The organism is Mesorhizobium sp. B2-3-10 (genome assembly GCF_006442275.1).
GTDB lineage: Bacteria > Pseudomonadota > Alphaproteobacteria > Rhizobiales > Rhizobiaceae > Mesorhizobium > Mesorhizobium australicum.
In genome coordinates this window covers 1,223,148-1,240,000 of the sequence record NZ_VFVT01000001.1, presented here as the reverse complement: position 1 = coordinate 1,240,000, position 16,853 = coordinate 1,223,148, and the positions used below count along the sequence as shown (strand labels likewise).

Annotated in this window: 12 protein-coding genes (1 of these 12 only partly in view); 3 read left to right on the top strand and 9 right to left on the bottom strand. The window is 63.5% G+C overall.

All coding sequences use genetic code 11. The annotated features are described in order from the left end of the window. Positions 1-549, top strand: the end of a protein-coding gene (locus FJ943_RS06255) for a M23 family metallopeptidase (RefSeq protein WP_181174498.1). Its footprint begins 1,422 nt before the window's first position; the window shows 549 of its 1,971 coding nt (coding positions 1,423-1,971); the start codon falls outside the window, past its left edge; its stop codon occupies positions 547-549. A 3-nt stretch (positions 550-552) separates the two neighbouring features. Here FJ943_RS06255 and FJ943_RS06250 read toward each other — a convergent pair whose 3' ends face one another. Next, complete coding sequence (locus FJ943_RS06250) at positions 553-2,118, bottom strand: MFS transporter (protein ID WP_140720300.1); 1,566 nt, start codon at positions 2,116-2,118, stop codon at positions 553-555. A 254-nt stretch (positions 2,119-2,372) separates the two neighbouring features. Here FJ943_RS06250 and FJ943_RS06245 point away from each other — a divergent pair, with 254 nt between their 5' ends. Further along, on the top strand, positions 2,373-3,005 hold the full coding sequence (locus tag FJ943_RS06245; RefSeq protein ID WP_140720298.1) for a TMEM175 family protein: 633 nt from the start codon (positions 2,373-2,375) through the stop codon (positions 3,003-3,005). A gap of 48 nt (positions 3,006-3,053) precedes the next feature. Here FJ943_RS06245 and FJ943_RS06240 read toward each other — a convergent pair whose 3' ends face one another. The 8 genes from FJ943_RS06240 to FJ943_RS06205 form a co-directional block, all read right to left on the bottom strand. Continuing rightward, on the bottom strand, positions 3,054-4,538 hold the full coding sequence (locus FJ943_RS06240; RefSeq protein WP_140720297.1) for a L,D-transpeptidase family protein: 1,485 nt from the start codon (positions 4,536-4,538) through the stop codon (positions 3,054-3,056). A 147-nt stretch (positions 4,539-4,685) separates the two neighbouring features. After that, a complete protein-coding gene (locus FJ943_RS06235; RefSeq protein ID WP_140720295.1) occupies positions 4,686-5,051 on the bottom strand; it encodes an MmcQ/YjbR family DNA-binding protein in 366 nt (121 codons plus the stop codon). A 59-nt stretch (positions 5,052-5,110) separates the two neighbouring features. After that, positions 5,111-7,717: an ATP-dependent chaperone ClpB gene (gene clpB, locus FJ943_RS06230; protein ID WP_140713109.1), complete on the bottom strand. Its 2,607-nt coding sequence runs from the start codon at positions 7,715-7,717 to the stop codon at positions 5,111-5,113. Between the two features lie 218 nt (positions 7,718-7,935). Further along, positions 7,936-8,898: a DUF4167 domain-containing protein gene (locus tag FJ943_RS06225; protein ID WP_140720395.1), complete on the bottom strand. Its 963-nt coding sequence runs from the start codon at positions 8,896-8,898 to the stop codon at positions 7,936-7,938. A gap of 304 nt (positions 8,899-9,202) precedes the next feature. Beyond that, positions 9,203-10,081 carry a peptide chain release factor N(5)-glutamine methyltransferase gene (gene prmC / locus FJ943_RS06220; RefSeq protein ID WP_140720293.1) on the bottom strand — a complete coding sequence of 293 codons (879 nt, stop codon included), beginning with the start codon at positions 10,079-10,081 and terminating at the stop codon, positions 9,203-9,205. Beyond that, on the bottom strand, positions 10,074-11,153 hold the full coding sequence (prfA, locus tag FJ943_RS06215; RefSeq protein ID WP_015315602.1) for a peptide chain release factor 1: 1,080 nt from the start codon (positions 11,151-11,153) through the stop codon (positions 10,074-10,076). Before prfA ends, prmC begins: the two co-directional genes overlap by 8 nt. A gap of 9 nt (positions 11,154-11,162) precedes the next feature. Continuing rightward, positions 11,163-13,433 (bottom strand): phosphoenolpyruvate--protein phosphotransferase, encoded by a 2,271-nt coding sequence (gene ptsP, locus FJ943_RS06210; RefSeq protein ID WP_140720292.1) that lies wholly within the window; start codon positions 13,431-13,433, stop codon positions 11,163-11,165. 81 nt (positions 13,434-13,514) lie between these two features. Continuing rightward, complete coding sequence (locus FJ943_RS06205) at positions 13,515-14,768, bottom strand: aspartate kinase (RefSeq protein ID WP_015315600.1); 1,254 nt, start codon at positions 14,766-14,768, stop codon at positions 13,515-13,517. Positions 14,769-15,011: 243 nt separating this feature from the next. Between FJ943_RS06205 and FJ943_RS06200 the strand changes: the two genes are divergently transcribed. Beyond that, positions 15,012-16,850 carry a CHASE3 domain-containing protein gene (locus FJ943_RS06200; protein ID WP_140720290.1) on the top strand — a complete coding sequence of 613 codons (1,839 nt, stop codon included), beginning with the start codon at positions 15,012-15,014 and terminating at the stop codon, positions 16,848-16,850. The last annotated feature ends 3 nt before the right edge of the window (positions 16,851-16,853 follow it).

The window sequence follows — 16,853 nt, the reverse complement described above, 5'->3', positions numbered from 1 at the left end:
TTCGACGAAGACGGCTCGAGCGCCCAGCAGTTCCTGCTGCGCAATCCGCTGCCCGCCGGAAAGTTCCGCTCCGGCTTCGGCGCCCGCAAGCATCCGATCCTCGGCTATGTCCGCATGCACACAGGCGTCGACTGGGCAGCCCCGATCGGCACGCCGATCATCGCCGCCGGCAATGGCGTCATCGAGAAGGTCGGCTGGGCCGGCGGCTATGGCAAGCAGATCATCATTCGCCATGCCAATGGCTACGAGACCTCGTACAATCACCAGAGTGCCTTTGCCAAAGGTATGGAGCCGGGCATGCATGTGCGCCAGGGACAGACTATCGGCTATCTCGGCCAGACCGGCCTCGCCACAGGCCCGCACCTGCACTACGAGTTGATCGTCAATGGCACCAAAGTCGATCCGATGCGCGTCCGTCTACCGGTCGGCAAGGTGCTGAAAGGCGACGATCTCGTCGCCTTCAAGCGCGAGCGCGAGCGCATCGACGATCTGCTGAAACAGGAAGATGGCAATTCGCTGAAGGTCGCCAGCGCCAAGATCGAAGGCTGAGACTCAGCCTTTGTCCTGCCGAGGTTCGGCGCGCCGCGACCACGGCAGCGCTTCGCCCGAAATCGTCGTCCAGGCAATGACAGCGGAAAGCAGGCATAGCAGCGCCGTCACCAAGGAGATGGCGGAAAAGGCTGCGTCGCTGGCGGCGATCCTCGCCGCATCGAGTGCCGGCGAAAGTCCTGCCGGTGGCGGTTCGCCGAAGCCAGGCACGCCGGGCGCGGCATTTACCTCCAGGCCATTGGCGTAAATCCAGGCAGCGAGCGACCCCATCGCTGCCACCGCGATCAAACCGCCGATGCGTGAGACGGCGTTGTTGATGCCGGAAGCCGCGCCGGTGTCCTTGTCTTCCACCGCCGTCATGATGGCGGTGGACAATGGCGATACGACCAACGCCATGCCAAGCCCCATCAGCGCCATCAAGGGGAAGATGCCGGTCCAGAAATGGTGAAAGCCGGCATAGGCGAGCAAGGCCAGCCCGGCGAAGGCAACCGCCACGATCAGGCTGCCGCAGGCAATGGGAAAACGGGGCCCGATCCGGTCCGACAGCTTGCCGACGGGCCCCGACAGAAGCGCGATCGCCGCCGACAGCGGCAGGAAGATGAAGCCGACCTCGGCGGTGCTCAGTCCCCAGCCTGCGATCAGCAGCATCGGCAGATAAAAAAGATTGGCTGACAGTGCGAAATAGAGAAAGAACGTCGCGACGTTGGCGCCGGCGAAAGCACCGATGCGAAACAGGCTGAGATCTATCATCGGCTCGCGCTGCCGCCGCTCGAAGAGGATGAAGACGACAAGCAGCACGGCGCCGGCGGCAATGCTTGGACCGGCCATGTGGCTCCCGCCGCTGGCGCTCATTGAAGTCAGCCCATAGGCAAGCGCGCCGAAGGCCAGAGTCGCAAGCGCCCCGCCGGCAAGGTCAAGACTGCGTTTCTCCGTCGGCGCATCGGCCGGAATTTTGGCGAGCAGCAGATAGATCGAGACCAGGCCGAGCGGCAGATTGACGGCAAAGATCGCCCGCCAGATGCCGCCGCCGAAGGCCGACAGCACCAGGCCACCGAGCACGGGGCCGAGAGCGGTGGTCAGCGCCGAGGCCGCCGCCCAGATGCCGATCGCCCTGCCGCGTTCCTTCTTCGGATAGGCCTTGGCGATAATCGCGAGACTGCCCGGCACCATGATCGCGGCGCCGATGCCCTGGAGCGCGCGAAATGCGATCAGCACGACAGCGTTCGGCGCCAGCGCGCAGGCAAGCGAGGTCACGACGAACAGCGCAATGCCGGCCACGAAAGCATGGCGCAGCCCGAACCGATCGCCTGCGGCACCGCCGGCAAGGATCAGCGCCGAGAGTGTCAGCGCATAGGCATTGGAAATCCACTGCGCCTCGGCAAGGCTGGCGCCGAGGTCGACGCGGATCGCCGGCATGGCTATCGCCAGGATCGATCCGTCGATGAAGCCGAGCGCCGAGGCCAGGATTGCCGCGATCAACACATAACGCCGCTGCGATTGCGGGCAGAACGTGCCATTCGCGACCGGAGCGGTCAGCGGAACGGCGGCGGCTTGATCGGGCGCATGCATGTCACGCTCATTAGACCGTCGGCGCGGCGGCAACAACCGGCCAGCGGCTTGTTGTCCTTGAAACCGGCCATATTGCCAGGGATCGCATCTGCCCCGATGCAAACCGCGGCAGTCATGCTAATGCATGTCGCGCAGAAGTGACCTCGGCTTTTGCGACAACGACATGCATCAGGCAAGATTTAAAGCGCGTCGCAGGAATCCGTTTCGACGAGACGCGCTTTAGGTTTTCCAGAACCCGCGGGCAGGAGAAATCGATGAAGCGTCCGCTCGAAGCATCGGTTGAGGGGCGCGGCCGTATTGTCGGTATCACCGATGGCGTGTTCGCCATCGCGCTCACCCTGATCGTGCTCGAGATCAGGGTGCCGGCGCATGACGTGATCCACTCCGAACATGATCTGCTCGCCGCAATCGCGGCACTCGCGCCACGCTTCCTCACTTACGCCTTGAGCTTTCTGACCCTGACCATCTTTTGGTTCGGCCAGCAGGCCCAGCATGGTCTGATCGCCAGATCCGACAGACGGCTGGCCACGCTGAACCTCTGCTTTCTCGCCTTCATCGCGCTCTTGCCGTTCTCGACCGACCTTCTGGCCGATTTTCTGGAGTTCAGGACCGCGGTGCTGGTTTACTGGCTCAACCTCTTGATGCTCGGCATCACGCTGTTCGTCAGCTGGCGGTATGCGGAGAAAAGCGGCCTTGTCGCGGAGGACGTCGACGCGGAAACGAAACGCACAGTCTACCTGCGCATCGTCAAGGCGCAGGTCCTGTGGGCCGTCGGCGCCGCATTTTGCCTGATCACCCCGTTGGCGAGCGTCGGCTTCATTCTGGTGGTGCAGTTGATCTACGCGGCAACGCCGAATGTGACGTGGGTGCGCAGGATCATTGGTTGAGATGTTGAGATTCAGGTCAGGCCGGCATCGCCTGAACACTGACATACCCTACTCGACGAACTCCACCGGCACGCCCGGCGAGACCAGCTTGGCCAATTCACGCGCGTCCCAATTGGTCAGGCGCACGCAGCCATGGCTCTCGGTCTTGCCTATCTTCGAGGGCTCCGGCGTGCCGTGGATGCCGTAAGTCGGCTTGTCCAGGGCGATCCACACCGATCCGACCGGGCCATTCGGCCCAGGCGGAATGGTCAGGATCTTGTTGTTCTCGCCCTGCTTGAAGTTGATGTTGGGGTTGTAGGTGTAATTCGGATCGAGCGCGACACGCGACACGGCATGGATGCCGGTCGGGGACGGCGTGTCCGACGAGCCGATGGTGGCGGGGTAGGCCGCGACCAGCTTGCCCGACCCGTCATAGGCAAAGACTTCCTTCTTGCCCTTGTCGGCGACGATGCGGGTGACGGGGGTAGAAACCAGTTTGCCGAAATTCGCGACCTTGATGATCGTGCCCGGACGATTGAAGTTGGCGTCCGGATTGAGCCCCTTGAGATAGTTCTCGTCCATGTGGAAGCGCTCGGCCAGCGCCTCGGTGACGGAGGTGAAGCCCATGCGGTCGAGTTGCGCCTTCTGGCTGTAGTCTTCCGGGATCGACGCGACATAGGGGCCGGCCGCATCCTCCGCGGTGATGGTGTAGTTGGCGAACGCGTCGCCACCGGACTGCGACAATGCGGCCTGGATGCCGACCGAATCGGTCGATTTGAGGCTGCTGCCGTTGATCTGATTGTAGGCCGCCAGCGCCTTGTCGACATTCGAACCGAAGCGCCCGTCGATGACGCCAGGCGAAGCCCCGCCCCGGTCGAGCAGCACCTGCAGTGCCGCGACATCCTGGCGTGCGCCCAGCGAAAGCGACGGATCGACCGACGTCTTGCCGCCGGCCTTTGGCGGCAATGCCGGCTGGTCCGAGGGCGCTGCCTGGTCCGTCGGGTCTGCCGGCCGGACGGGGTCTATCGACGCCTCGTTCAGCGGTTGGCGCTTGATTGTACCCGGCTGCGGCGCGTCGGGATAATTGTTGTCGTAACTGCCGTCGTCCCGCGGTGCCGGCGGATAAGCATCGACTGAACCACTTCCGTCAGGATCGTATTCGTCGGCGGGCGGTGGAATGACCCGGCCTTCCTCTTCCAACTGTCTGCGGCGGAAGCGGGCCATGTCCTGGGGATCGTCGAGATAGTAGCGGTCATCGTCGGCGGGTGCGCGGCCAAGTTCACGCATCCGGCTCTCGCGGCGCAGCGCCCGCCGGTCGAGCCGTGTCTGCGGCGGCTGGATGGCGATCACCTTGCCGGTATCCGAATCGACGATGACGCGATTGCCCCTGGCATCGTAATAAATGTCGAGATTGCCGTCCTGCGCAAGCAGAATGCCGCCGCTCCCGGACGCACGGACAGGCTGGGCGGCACCGTCATGCGTCGGCGCGGCGAACGCATTGGAAAACACCAGTCCCGCGGCAAATGCCGAAAGAGTGAAGATAGTGCGCAGCATCGTGCGAAACTCTCCGGTCCGTATGTGCCGCCGCCGGCATTGTTCAGTTCGGCGAACCCTTCGCCAGCAAACCAGTTACCCACCATATGGTTCCAACATGAACCGGGCATGAAGATGGCGGTTTTCCGGCGCCTCGGGGAATATTGGCTAGCTTGCGCCAAGCCCCAATTCCTTGCGCGCCTGCTTCGTCAGCTTAAGGGCAACAAGGCGGTGGCTCTCGCGCAGATAGTCCTCCAGCGCACCATCATCCATGCTCTGGCTTGTCTGACGCTGGATCCACTTCATGCCGCGGGAGGCAAGATAGGGCGCGGGGCGCAGGCCGGGCTGCTCCTTGAGCACGTCATAGGCGATGTCGGAGCATTTGAAGGTGACGAAGAGCTGCCGACCCTGATCCCAGCCACCGATCGCAAACACCTTGGTCCCGACCTTCCAGACATGGGCGCCGCCCCATTGCACCACGTGATTCGTTGCAGGCAGCGAAGCGCAGAAGCCGTTGTATTCGTCCAGCGTCATCAATCCCCCGCCAATTGCATGAAAACGCCGCGCGTCCGGTGGACGCGCGGCGTCTGAAATCAGGCCGCGACCTCGGCCGCGACGATCGCCGGCTTGGAGCGGAAATTCAGCCGGTCGGAACCGGCCGTGACCTTGACCGTCGAGCCGTCCAGGATCTCGCCGAGCAAGATCTTTTCCGCCAATGGATCCTGCAGCTCCTTCTGCATCACCCGCTTCAGCGGCCGGGCACCATAAGCGGGGTCGTAACCCTTGGCCGCCAGCCACTCGATCGCCTCGGGATCCAGCGACAGCGTGATCTTGCGATCGGTCAGCAGGCTCTCGAGCCGCTTGAGCTGGATCTCAACGATACGGTCCATGTCCTTGCGGCGCAGCCGGTGGAACAGGATCACCTCGTCGACGCGATTGAGGAACTCCGGCCGGAACGATGCCCTGACCACGCCCATCACTTCGTCTCGTACGGCATCGACATCCTGATCCTCGCCGAGATTGACGAGATATTCGGCGCCCAAATTAGACGTCATGATGATCAGTGTGTTGCGGAAGTCGACGGTGCGGCCCTGCCCGTCGGTGAGCCGGCCGTCATCGAGCACCTGCAACAGCACGTTGAAGACATCCGGATGCGCCTTTTCGATCTCGTCGAACAGCACGACCTGATAGGGCCGGCGCCGCACCGCTTCGGTCAGCGCACCGCCTTCCTCATAGCCGACATAGCCGGGAGGCGCGCCGATCAGCCGGGCGACGGAGTGCTTCTCCATGTATTCGGACATATCGATGCGCGCCAGCGCCGTCTCATCGTCGAACAGGAAATTGGCCAAAGCCTTGGTCAGTTCCGTCTTGCCGACGCCGGTAGGCCCGAGGAACATGAACGAGCCGATCGGCCGGTTCGGATCCTGAAGGCCCGCACGGGCACGCCGCACCGCCTTGGAAACGGCCTGCACCGCTTCGCCCTGGCCGACGACACGCTTGCCGATCTCGTCTTCCATGCGCAGCAGCTTGTCACGCTCGCCCTGCAGCATCTTGTCGACCGGAATGCCGGTCCAGCGCGACACGATATGGGCGACGTGGTCGGGCGTGACCACTTCCTCGACCATGCCGGCCTTGCCGTCCTGGGCTTCGGCCTCCTTCAGCTTCTTTTCCAGTTCCGGGATCTTGCCATAGGCAAGCTCGCCGGCGCGCTGGAACTCACCCTTGCGCTGGGCAATGGCAAGGTCGTTGCGCGCTTCGTCGAGCTGCTTCTTCAAGTCGGCCGCTAGCCCGAGCTTCTGCTTTTCGGCCTGCCACTTCGCGGTGATCTCTGTCGATTCCTCTTCCAGGCCGACAAGTTCCTTTTCCAGGCGGGCGAGCCGGTCTTTCGAGGCATCGTCCGTCTCGACCTTCAACGCTTCGCGTTCAATCTTGAGCTGCATGATGCGGCGGTCGATCTCGTCCAGCGCTTCGGGCTTGGAATCGACCTGCATCCTGAGCCGCGAGGCGGCTTCGTCGACGAGGTCGATCGCCTTGTCCGGCAGGAAGCGGTCGGCGATGTAGCGGTTGGACAATGTCGCCGCCGCCACCAGTGCCGAATCGGAGATACGCACCTTGTGGTGCTGCTCGTATTTCTCCTTCAGGCCGCGCAGGATCGAGACCGTGTCCTCCACTGTCGGCTCGTCGACGAAGACGGGCTGGAAACGGCGGGCAAGGGCGGGATCCTTCTCGACATGCTTCCTGTATTCATCCAGCGTGGTGGCGCCGACGCAGTGCAGTTCGCCGCGCGCCAGCGCCGGCTTCAGGAGATTCGACGCGTCCATGGCGCCATCGGCCTTGCCGGCGCCGACCAGCGTGTGCATCTCATCAATGAACAGGATGATGTTGCCACTGGCCGAAGTGACTTCCGAAAGCACAGCCTTCAGCCGCTCCTCGAATTCGCCGCGATATTTGGCACCGGCAATCAGCGCGCCCATGTCGAGCGCCATCAACTGCTTGTCCTTAAGCGATTCCGGCACGTCGCCATTGACGATGCGCAGCGCCAGCCCTTCGGCGATCGCCGTCTTGCCGACGCCCGGCTCGCCGATCAGCACCGGGTTGTTCTTGGTGCGGCGCGACAGCACCTGGATGGTGCGTCGAATCTCGTCGTCGCGGCCAATCACGGGGTCGAGCTTGCCCGCGCGTGCGTCCGCGGTGAGGTCGCGTGCGTATTTCTTCAGCGCGTCATAGCCCTGTTCGGCACTCGCCGAATCGGCGGTACGGCCCTTGCGGACGTCGTTGATAACCTGGTTCAGCGCCTGCGCGGTGACACCGGCCTTGGCCAGGATCTCGGCGGTCTTGGCCGATTTCTCCATGGCAAGCGCCTGCAGCAGCCGCTCGACGGTGACAAAGCTGTCACCGGCCTTCTTGGCCAGTTCTTCGGCGGTCGAGAACACCTTGGCCAGCGGCTGCGCCAGATAAAGCTGGCCATTGCCGCCCTCCACCTTGGGCATCGCCTCGAGCGCCGTCTCGACGCCGAGCTTGACATCGCGGACATTACCGCCGGCGCGCTCGATCAACGACGCGGCCAAGCCTTCGTCATCGTCGACGAGGACTTTCAGAATGTGTTCGGGGGTGAATTGCTGGTGGTTGCGCGAGAGCGCCATGGTCTGCGCGGACTGGATAAAGCCGCGCACGCGCTCTGAGTATTTCTCAAGGTTCATATTTGTCTCCTTCCATCACCGGCCCGCTTTGCGGCACCGGATCAGATTGCGGTGACGGACCCGCCCATTCGAGCCGGATCCTGTTCAGGCCAGATATGGTGCATGGACCCTTGCCCCTCAAGATGTCGCAATATGGCAGGCGCATAATATTCCACGTCAGCCCAAACGAAAACGGCGGAGATTTCTCTCCGCCGCTCAGGGCCTTGAATGCCGTTCGCTCAGTTGTCGATGTCGGAAACCACGGGTTCGGCACCGCCGCTGTCGACCGGAGCCGCCGCTGTCTCGGCCGCATCCCCATTTTCGCTTCCGCTCTCGACCTGATTGGCATTGGTGCGCGGACGGCGCGGACGCCGTGGACGGCGGGCAGCACCGCTTTCGGCGGCCGCCTCATTGAGTTCGGCCTGGGCGGCCAGACCTGCCGGTGAAAAATTCTCGAACCGTGGAGCCGGCTCGGCCGCCGCGACCGTCTCGGGGGGCGGAGCGGCCTCTGCCTGGACTTCCGTCTGCCCCGGGGCCTCGTTGCGCTGTTGCTGTCCGCCCTGTTCGGGTGAAGCGTGGTCGCGCTGGCCGTAGCCGCCATTGGGGCGGCGATCGCGATGGCGCCCGCCACCGTTGTCGCGGCCGCCATTGTTGCGACCGTTATTGTCGCGCCCGCTGTTGTCGCGATTGTCGCGACCGTTTTCCCGGTTCAGCGCAACCTCCGCAGGCATGCCCTCGATCACCGGCTGCGGACCTGCGCCATGGTTGATTACGGGAAGCTGTGGATCGGAACCTGCATTGCCGCTGCTATTGCCCGCCCCACTGCCGGCATTGTCGAACTCGTCGCGATCGTCATCGCCGTCCTCGTCGAACTCGTCGCGTGCCTGCTGGACGTTCTGGATCGGCATCTGCGCCTGCGCGGCGGCAATGATGCGATTGTAGTGTTCAGCGTGCTGGAGGTAGTTCTCCGCCATCACCCTGTCGCCGGAGCTGTGCGAGTCACGGGCAAGCGTGGCGTATTTTTCGGCAATCTGCTGAGCCGATCCACGGATTTTCACGTCCGGGCCGTTGCTCTCGTAATTGCGCGTAAGCGGATTCGGCCCCTTGCGGTTGTTGTTATTGTTGTTGTTATTGTTATTGCCACCGCCGCCGCCATTGTTGTTGCGACCGCGCATGCGCCTGTTCTGCTGTTGTGGCCTCATTCGACTCTCTTCATCTTGAAATTTTGAAAAACTCTTCACGAACGGAGGCGCTCATGCAGCCAGCCGTTTCGTTTCTTCACCGGCGTTCGCCCGCATCGATTGCGTTGGCGCCACGTGTCATCCTGTTTCCGGTTACATCACTTGCCGGACGATTCCCGCACGAAGCTTGGGCGTCGTTTGCGCAAGAAGGCAGCTATTTCCAAGGAAAAACCGAATCGCTAAGAGCACTGCCTGCTTCGTCTCATCCGGTTAGGCGACCCTAGCCGCATTCCCCGGTATTGCCAAGCGCTTTTTTTGCACTGCGTCAAGACGTTGCTCGTTGAAAAACAAGAACCCTGTCGTTTCCGCCGAGATCGCTAAAAACCTCGCCAGCCGCGTAACCGGCTGCGCGAAATATATCGTTGACTTCGTTACTTTGCGTGTGGCCGATCTCGACCGCAATCCTGCCTTCGGCTTCCAGAAACCTTGCCGCCTCGGCGGCGATGATCCTGTAGGGGTTCAGCCCATCCACACCGCCATCAAGGGCAAGGCGCGGGTCGAAATCGCGGACTTCGTCCTGCAGATTTCCAATCTCTTGTGTTGGTATATAGGGAGGGTTTGCGGCAATTACATGGTACCGGCCGGAAACTTTTTTAAACCAGTCCGACTGAACCGCCGTGAACCGACCGCCGAGGCCGAATTGCCCGGCATTGCGGGCCGCCGTGGCCAGAGCGCCGGCGGAGATGTCGACACCGGTGGCGGTCGCGGCCGGCACGACGCTTAGCAGCGCCAGGGCGATCGCGCCCGTTCCGGTGCCGAGATCGAGGATGCGGCATGTGCCCTCCCGCGTGGCTATTGCCTTGACGAAGGGCAGCACCGCCTCGACCAGCGTTTCGGTGTCCGGTCGCGGCTCCAGCGTCTCCGGCGACAGCGACAAGCGCAAACCGTAGAACTCGCGATAGCCGAGGATGCGATGCACCGGCTCGCCACGGGCTCGCCGTCTCAAGGCGCCGTCGATCGCGGCGATGGCGTTCCCGTCGATCTTGCACTCCGGGTCGGCGATCGCCTGGGTGCGCGTCGTGCCGGAATAGTGCTCGACGATCAGCCTCGCATCGAGCGCGGGATCATCGATGCCGGCTGCGGCAAGCCGGGTCCGCGCTTCCCGCAGCAGCGACCCCAGCGCCGCGGGCGGATGGTCAGCCATCGATGCCGATATCGGCCAGCAGCTTCGACTGATGATCGGCGATCAGCGCGTCGACGATTTCGTCGAGTTCACCCATCATCACCCGGTCGAGTTTGTAGAGCGTCAGGTTGATGCGATGATCAGTGACCCGGCCCTGCGGAAAATTGTAGGTGCGGATACGCTCGGAGCGGTCGCCGGAACCGACCTGCGACTTGCGCGACTCGGAACGCTCCTCATCCGCCTTGCTGCGCTCCATGTCATAGAGCCGGGCGCGCAGGATCTGCATGGCCTTGGCCCGGTTCTGGTGCTGCGACTTCTCCGCCTGCACCACCATGATGCCGGTCGGCAGATGGGTGATGCGGACCGCGGAATCGGTGGTGTTGACGTGCTGGCCGCCGGAGCCGGAGGCACGCATCGTGTCGATGCGGATGTCCTCGGCCCTGATATCGATGTCGACCTCTTCGGCTTCCGGCAGCACGGCGACTGTGGCGGCTGACGTGTGGATGCGCCCGCTGGCCTCGGTGGCCGGCACGCGCTGGACGCGATGCACCCCGGATTCGAATTTCAGATGGGCGAACACACCTTTACCGGAGATCGTGGCGATGATTTCCTTGAAGCCGCCGGCATCGCCGTCGCTGGCCGATACCGTTTCGAACCGCCAGCCGCGTTCGGCGGCATAGCGCTCATACATGCGAAACAGATCGCCGGCGAAGAGTGCCGCCTCATCGCCGCCCGTGCCGGCGCGGATTTCGAGAATGGCGTTCTTGTCGTCGGCGGCATCCCTGGGCAGGAGCAGGATCTGGATGTCCTTCTGCAGCGTCTCGATGCGCTCCTCGACGCCGGGCAGATCTGCTTCGGCAAGCGCTCGCATCTCAGCGTCGGTGCCCTTGTCGGCGAGCATCGCTTCAAGGTCGGCCTGCTCGTGCTCGGCAGAGCGCAATTCCCTGACCTTGGCCACCATCTCCTGCAACTCGGCATATTCCGATGCCATCCTCACATAGGCATCCGGCGCCGGCCCGGCCGACATCTGCGCTTCGAGCATCTCGAAACGCTTGACGACTTGATCCATACGATCGCGGGGCAAATTGACCATGATGAGGTGCTACAACGGGATCGAGCGGTCGTCGGCGAAGGCCTGCAGCAATGCCCGCATCGGCAGCCCTTGCGCCGGCGCCATCAGATTGTCGTCGAAGAAAGCCTTCAGCTCCTCCAGCGGCAGCTCCGTCAGCATGGCCTTGACCGGACCGATCGAGGCCGGCGACATCGAGATCGAGCGAAAACCGAGGCCGATCAGCGCCATCGCCGAGATCGGCTTGCCGGCGAGTTCACCGCACAGGGTGACGGGCGTGTGATTGCGGGCGCCGGCGTCGGCGATCTGCTTGAGCACGCGCAGGAACGGCGCCGACAACGTATCGAAGCGGTTGGCCAGTTGCGTGTTGCCGCGGTCGACCGCCATGACGAACTGGAACAGGTCGTTCGATCCGACCGAGACGAAGTCGACCGCCTTCATCAGTTCGTCGAGCTGGAACAGAAGCGACGGCACTTCCAGCATGGCGCCCAGCTTGAGACTGGTCGGCAGATGATGCGCGAAGCGTGAGAGATGCCGCACCTCGCGGTCGATGATTTCGCGCGCCTGGGCGATTTCGCCGAGCTCGGTTACCATCGGCAGCATCAGCTTGAGCTCACGCCCGCCGCTGGCCTTGAGCAAGGCGCGGATCTGGGTGCGCAGCAAACCCGGCCGGTCTAGCGTCAGGCGGATCGCCCGCCAGCCGAGCGCCGGATTCTCTTCCTGGATCGCGCCCTTGAAATAAGGCAGCACCTTGTCGCCACCAATGTCGATGGTGCGGAAGGTGACCGGCTTGCCGCGCGCTGCCTCGAGCACGTCGCGGTAGAGTTTTTCCTGGGCTTCGGCGCGCGGAAAGGTCGACGCGACCATGAACTGCAGTTCCGTGCGGAACAGGCCAATGCCGGCGGCGCCCGCTTCGGCAAGTTGCGGCAGGTCGACGGCAAGCCCGGCATTCATCAGCAGGTCGACCTGGACCCCGTCCCGGGTCGTCGACGGCTTCTTGCGCAGTTCGCGGTAGACCTCCTGCCGTCGCGCCCGGAACCGCACCTTCTCGGCATAGGCGGCTTCAAGATCGGATTGCGGCCGCAGATGGATCGCGCCTTCCTCGCCGTCGACGATGATGGCATCGCCGTTTTCCGCCGTGGAAACGGCGCCCTTCATCTGTCCGGCGACGGGAATGCCCATGGCGCGCGCGACGATGACGACATGGCTGGTCGCCGCGCCATCCTCCAGCACCAGCCCGCGCAGCTTGTCGCGAGGATAGTCGAGCAGTTCGGCAGCGCCCATCGAGCGGGCGACGATGATGGCGTCCTTGGGCAGCGAGGCCGCGACATCCTCGGGTCCACGTCCCATCAGCTGGCGCAACAGCCGGTTGGCAAGATCGTCGAAATCGCTCATCCGCTCGCGCAGATAAGGATCGGTCATGTGCAGCATGCGGGCGCGCATGTCGCTCTGAACTTTTTCGACCGCCGCCTCGGCCGTCAGGCCGTTACGGATCGCCTCTTCCAGGCGGCGTACCCAGCCCCGGTCGTTGGCGAACATGCGGTAGGCTTCCAGCACCTGGCGATGCTCGCCCTCGAAGGCGACATCGCGGCGCTCCAGCATGTCGTCGATGGAAAGCCGCAGAGAACCAAGCGAGGCTTCGAGCCGCCGGACCTCTTCCTCGCTGTCCTCGTTGAACAAATTGGTGACGACGATACGCGGCTCGTGCAGCACGACGTGACCGAGCCCGACGCCATCGTTGAAGGACAGGCCGGTGAAGCTGACAGGCCGGCGCAGGTCGAGTTCGAGTCCTGGCCGGGTCAGCCGCGCCAGATCGCCGGTGGCGATCATCTCTGCGATGACCATGGCCGTGGTTTCCAGCGCCTCGACCTCGTCGTCGCGGTAGTGGCGCATGGTCTTGTTCTGGACGACCAGGACGCCCAGCGTGCGCCCTGCCCTGAGCACCGGCACGCCGAGGAAGGAATTGTAGATCTCCTCCCCGGTCTCCGGCAGGTAGGCGAAGGCCGGGTGTTCTTGCGCGTTGGACAGGTTGAGCGGCCTGGCACTCGCGGCAATGGTGCCGACCAGGCCTTGCCCTAGCCGCAGCTGCGCCAGGTGGACGGCGTTCGGGTTCAGACCTTCGGTGGCGTAGAGCTCCAGCACCGAATCGGCGCGCAGCACGTAGAGCGAGCAGACTTCCGCGACCATGTTGGAGGCGATGTCGCGCACAATCCGGTCGAGCCGCTCCTGCGGCTCCAGCGGCTCCTGCATGAGCTCGCGGAGCCGTTTCAGCAAAACGCGCGGGCCAACGGCCGTGTCACGCATCGCGGCTTCTTCTCCAATAGACTTCTTGCCGGGGCAGTTTCCGCCGCGCCCGGCAAGTGCGCAACAGCTGATTCAGTCCTGCTACTGCTTATCCAGACCGTAGACGGAATGCAAAGTGCGAACCGCAAGTTCCGTATAGGGACCGTCGATCAGTATCGAAATCTTGATCTCGGAGGTGGTGATGGCGCGGATGTTGATCGCCTTGTCGGCCAGCGCCTTGAAGGCGGTGGCGGCGACGCCGGCATGGCTCCGCATGCCGATGCCGATGACCGAAACCTTCGACATGCCAGCTTCCGACTGCACGACATCGTAGCCGATCTCGGCTTTCAGCCGGTCGAGCACGGCCAGCGCCTTGTCGACATCGCCCGACGGCACGGTGAAGGTCATGTCGGTCAGCTTGCCGTCCTCGGAAATGTTCTGGACGATCATGTCGACATTGATGTTGGCCTCGGCCAGCGGTCCGAAAATGCCGGCGGCAACGCCCGGCCGGTCGCCGACGCGGCGCAGCGAAATCTGGGCCTCGTCCTTGGCATAGGCAATTCCGGTGACGACCTGCTGTTCCACGATCTCTTCCTCGTCGCAAATAAGCGTTCCCGGAGGATTGAGCAAATCCCCCATTCCAGGCGCATCGGGATCGTCGAAGGACGACCGCACGAAGGTACGCACCCTGTGCACCATGGCAAGCTCGACCGAACGCACCTGCAGAACCTTGGCGCCGAGCGAGGCCATTTCAAGCATTTCCTCGAACGATATCTTGGCCAGCCGCCGCGCTTTGGGCTCGATGCGCGGGTCGGTGGTGTAGACCCCATCGACGTCGGTGTAGATGTCGCAGCGGTCGGCCTTGACCGCGGCGGCGATCGCCACGGCGCTGGTATCGGAGCCGCCACGTCCGAGTGTCGCGATGCGGTTGTCCGGCCCGATGCCCTGGAAACCGGCGATGACAGCCACCTGGCCTTCGCCGAAGCGCTTGACCAGGAAGGCGCCGTCGATGTCGAGGATGCGCGCCGCGCCATGCGCGTTGTCGGTCTTGATCGGAATCTGCCAGCCCTGCCAGGAGCGCGCATGCACGCCCATGTTCTGCAAGGTGATGGCGAGAAGGCCAGCCGTGACCTGTTCGCCGGAAGCGACGACCGCGTCATATTCGCGTGCATCGTGCATCGGTGAGGCCTCGCGGGTCCAGCCGACCAGCTCGTTGGTCTTGCCGGCCATCGCCGAAACTACCACAGCCACCTCGTGACCGGCGTCGACCTCGCGTTTGACGTGACGTGCCACGTTGCGGATGCGAGCGATGTCGGCGACGGAGGTCCCGCCGAATTTCATCACGATACGCGCCATGGAAGCGAAATGCCTTTGACTGGAGCCGGCCCGCGGCCGAAAATGGAAGAACAGCGCCCGGCTGCCGCCGGCCACTGAATGCGCGGCCTCCATAGCCAAATGAGGAAGGTTTCGCAAGGCTGACGGCGGATTGCATAACAGCACGACATATTGCCTTCCGGCCCGGCGCCGCTTACCAAATGCTGCCCGCGGGAAATTGCTTTTGGTTCGGCATAACAGATGATTGCTCGGCTTCGGCGCGCCATGCGATTGCAATCGCTCCCGCTTGTCGCGGGCTTTGCGGTGCTGGCACTGATCGTCGGCACCCGTGCGGTGCTCGTCGAGAGCCAAAGGGCCAATCGTGCCGCCGCACGTGAGACAATCGAGTACCAGGAGCAGCTTTCCGGGCTGCTTTCATTGGCGCAGGAGGCCCAGAGTGGTCAGCGCGGCTACCTGCTGACCGGTGAAAAATCGTATCTGGAGCCTTACCGGAAGGCCGTCGAGGCAATTCCGGGACAATTGGCGCGGGTCGACAGCGCGACCGCTCCCGACGATCAGATCGCCCAGCAGATCGGCCACATCAAGGACGCGCTTTCGCAACAGCAGGCCGACCTGGCCGAAACCATAGCTCTTTACGAGCGAGGCGATGCGGCAAAGGCCCTGCAACTGGTCCGCAGTGGCCAGGGCAAGGCCGCCATGGACGAGATGCGGGCCAGCATGGACATAATCCGACGCATCGGCGCCGCCGCGGTGGCCGCGCGCGACGAGCGTACCGACCGGGTCGAGGCCTGGCTGCGGATCGGCTCACTGGCCGCGTTGCTGGCGATTTTCCTGCTTGCCGCCTACACCATACGTCAATCCCGTCGCCGCTTCCACGAGGTGGTCGTCGCCCAGCAAGAGCTGATGCGCAAGAACATCGAACTCGGCAACGAGATCCAGACGCGTGAAAAGGCCGAATCCCAGATACGCCAGATGCAAAAGATGGAGGCTGTCGGACAGCTGACAGGCGGCATCGCCCACGACTTCAACAACATGCTGGCGGTGATCCTCAGCGCCATGAACCTTGCCCAGCGCAAGCTGAAGCGGGGCGAGCATGACATCGAAAAACTCGTCGAGGCCGCGACCGACGCGGCCAGCCGTGCCGCCAACCTGACCTCCCGCCTGCTTGCCTTCTCCCGCCTGCAGCCTCTGGCGCCGCAGGTTGTCGACATCAACGGGCTGTTGACCGGCATGTCCGATCTTCTGCGCCGCACCTTGGGTGAAGGCATCCGCATCGAGACAGTATTAGCGGGCGGCCTGTGGAAAACCCACGCCGATCCCAGCCAGATCGAGAACGCGATCCTCAATCTGGCCGTCAATTCCCGCGACGCCATGGACAATGAAGGCAAGCTGACCATTGAGACTGTCAACAGCCACCTCGACGACGGCTATGCATCGACGCACGCCGAAGTCACGCCTGGCCAATATGTGATGATCGCGGTAACCGACACCGGCGCGGGCATGTCGCCCGAGACCATCGCCAGGGCCTTCGAACCCTTCTTCACGACCAAGCCGGTCAACAAGGGCACGGGACTTGGGCTGAGCCAAGTGTTCGGCTTCGTCAAACAATCGGGCGGCCACGTCAAGATCTACTCCGAGCCCGGCGAAGGCACGACGATCAAGATCTACCTGCCCCGGTTTTTCGGAGCCGAGGAGCCGGCAGCGCCCGTCGGGCGCGATAAGAGCGCCGCCAAGGTCACCGAGACGATCCTCGTCGTCGAGGATGACCCCCGCGTGCGGGCCTCCACGACGGATGTCATGCGCGAACTCGGCTACATCGTCATCCATGCGGGAAGCGGACTGGAGGCCCTTCAGAAGCTCGCCGCGACACCAGGCATCGCCCTGCTTTTCACCGACATCGTCATGCCGGTGATGAACGGCCGCAAGCTCGCCGAGGAAGCGCTCGCGCGCCAGCCCGAGCTGAAAGTGGTCTTCACCACCGGCTTCACCAGGAATGCCGTGGTCCACAACGGCATGCTCGATCATGACGTGCACTTCCTGGCCAAGCCGTTCACCATCGAGCAGCTGGCGGCCAAGCTGCGTGATGTTCTGGACACGAAATAAGCC

Coding starts and splice junctions, on each gene's coding strand:
- FJ943_RS06250 (WP_140720300.1), bottom strand. CDS start 2,118: ATGCATGCGCCCGATCAAGCCGCCGCCGTTCCGCTGACCGCTCCGGTC.
- FJ943_RS06205 (WP_015315600.1), bottom strand. CDS start 14,768: ATGGCGCGTATCGTGATGAAATTCGGCGGGACCTCCGTCGCCGACATC.
- FJ943_RS06200 (WP_140720290.1), top strand. CDS start 15,012: ATGCGATTGCAATCGCTCCCGCTTGTCGCGGGCTTTGCGGTGCTGGCA.
- FJ943_RS06225 (WP_140720395.1), bottom strand. CDS start 8,898: ATGAGGCCACAACAGCAGAACAGGCGCATGCGCGGTCGCAACAACAAT.
- clpB (WP_140713109.1), bottom strand. CDS start 7,717: ATGAACCTTGAGAAATACTCAGAGCGCGTGCGCGGCTTTATCCAGTCC.
- ptsP (WP_140720292.1), bottom strand. CDS start 13,433: ATGCGTGACACGGCCGTTGGCCCGCGCGTTTTGCTGAAACGGCTCCGC.
- FJ943_RS06235 (WP_140720295.1), bottom strand. CDS start 5,051: ATGACGCTGGACGAATACAACGGCTTCTGCGCTTCGCTGCCTGCAACG.
- FJ943_RS06245 (WP_140720298.1), top strand. CDS start 2,373: ATGAAGCGTCCGCTCGAAGCATCGGTTGAGGGGCGCGGCCGTATTGTC.
- prmC (WP_140720293.1), bottom strand. CDS start 10,081: ATGGCTGACCATCCGCCCGCGGCGCTGGGGTCGCTGCTGCGGGAAGCG.
- prfA (WP_015315602.1), bottom strand. CDS start 11,153: ATGGTCAATTTGCCCCGCGATCGTATGGATCAAGTCGTCAAGCGTTTC.
- FJ943_RS06240 (WP_140720297.1), bottom strand. CDS start 4,538: ATGCTGCGCACTATCTTCACTCTTTCGGCATTTGCCGCGGGACTGGTG.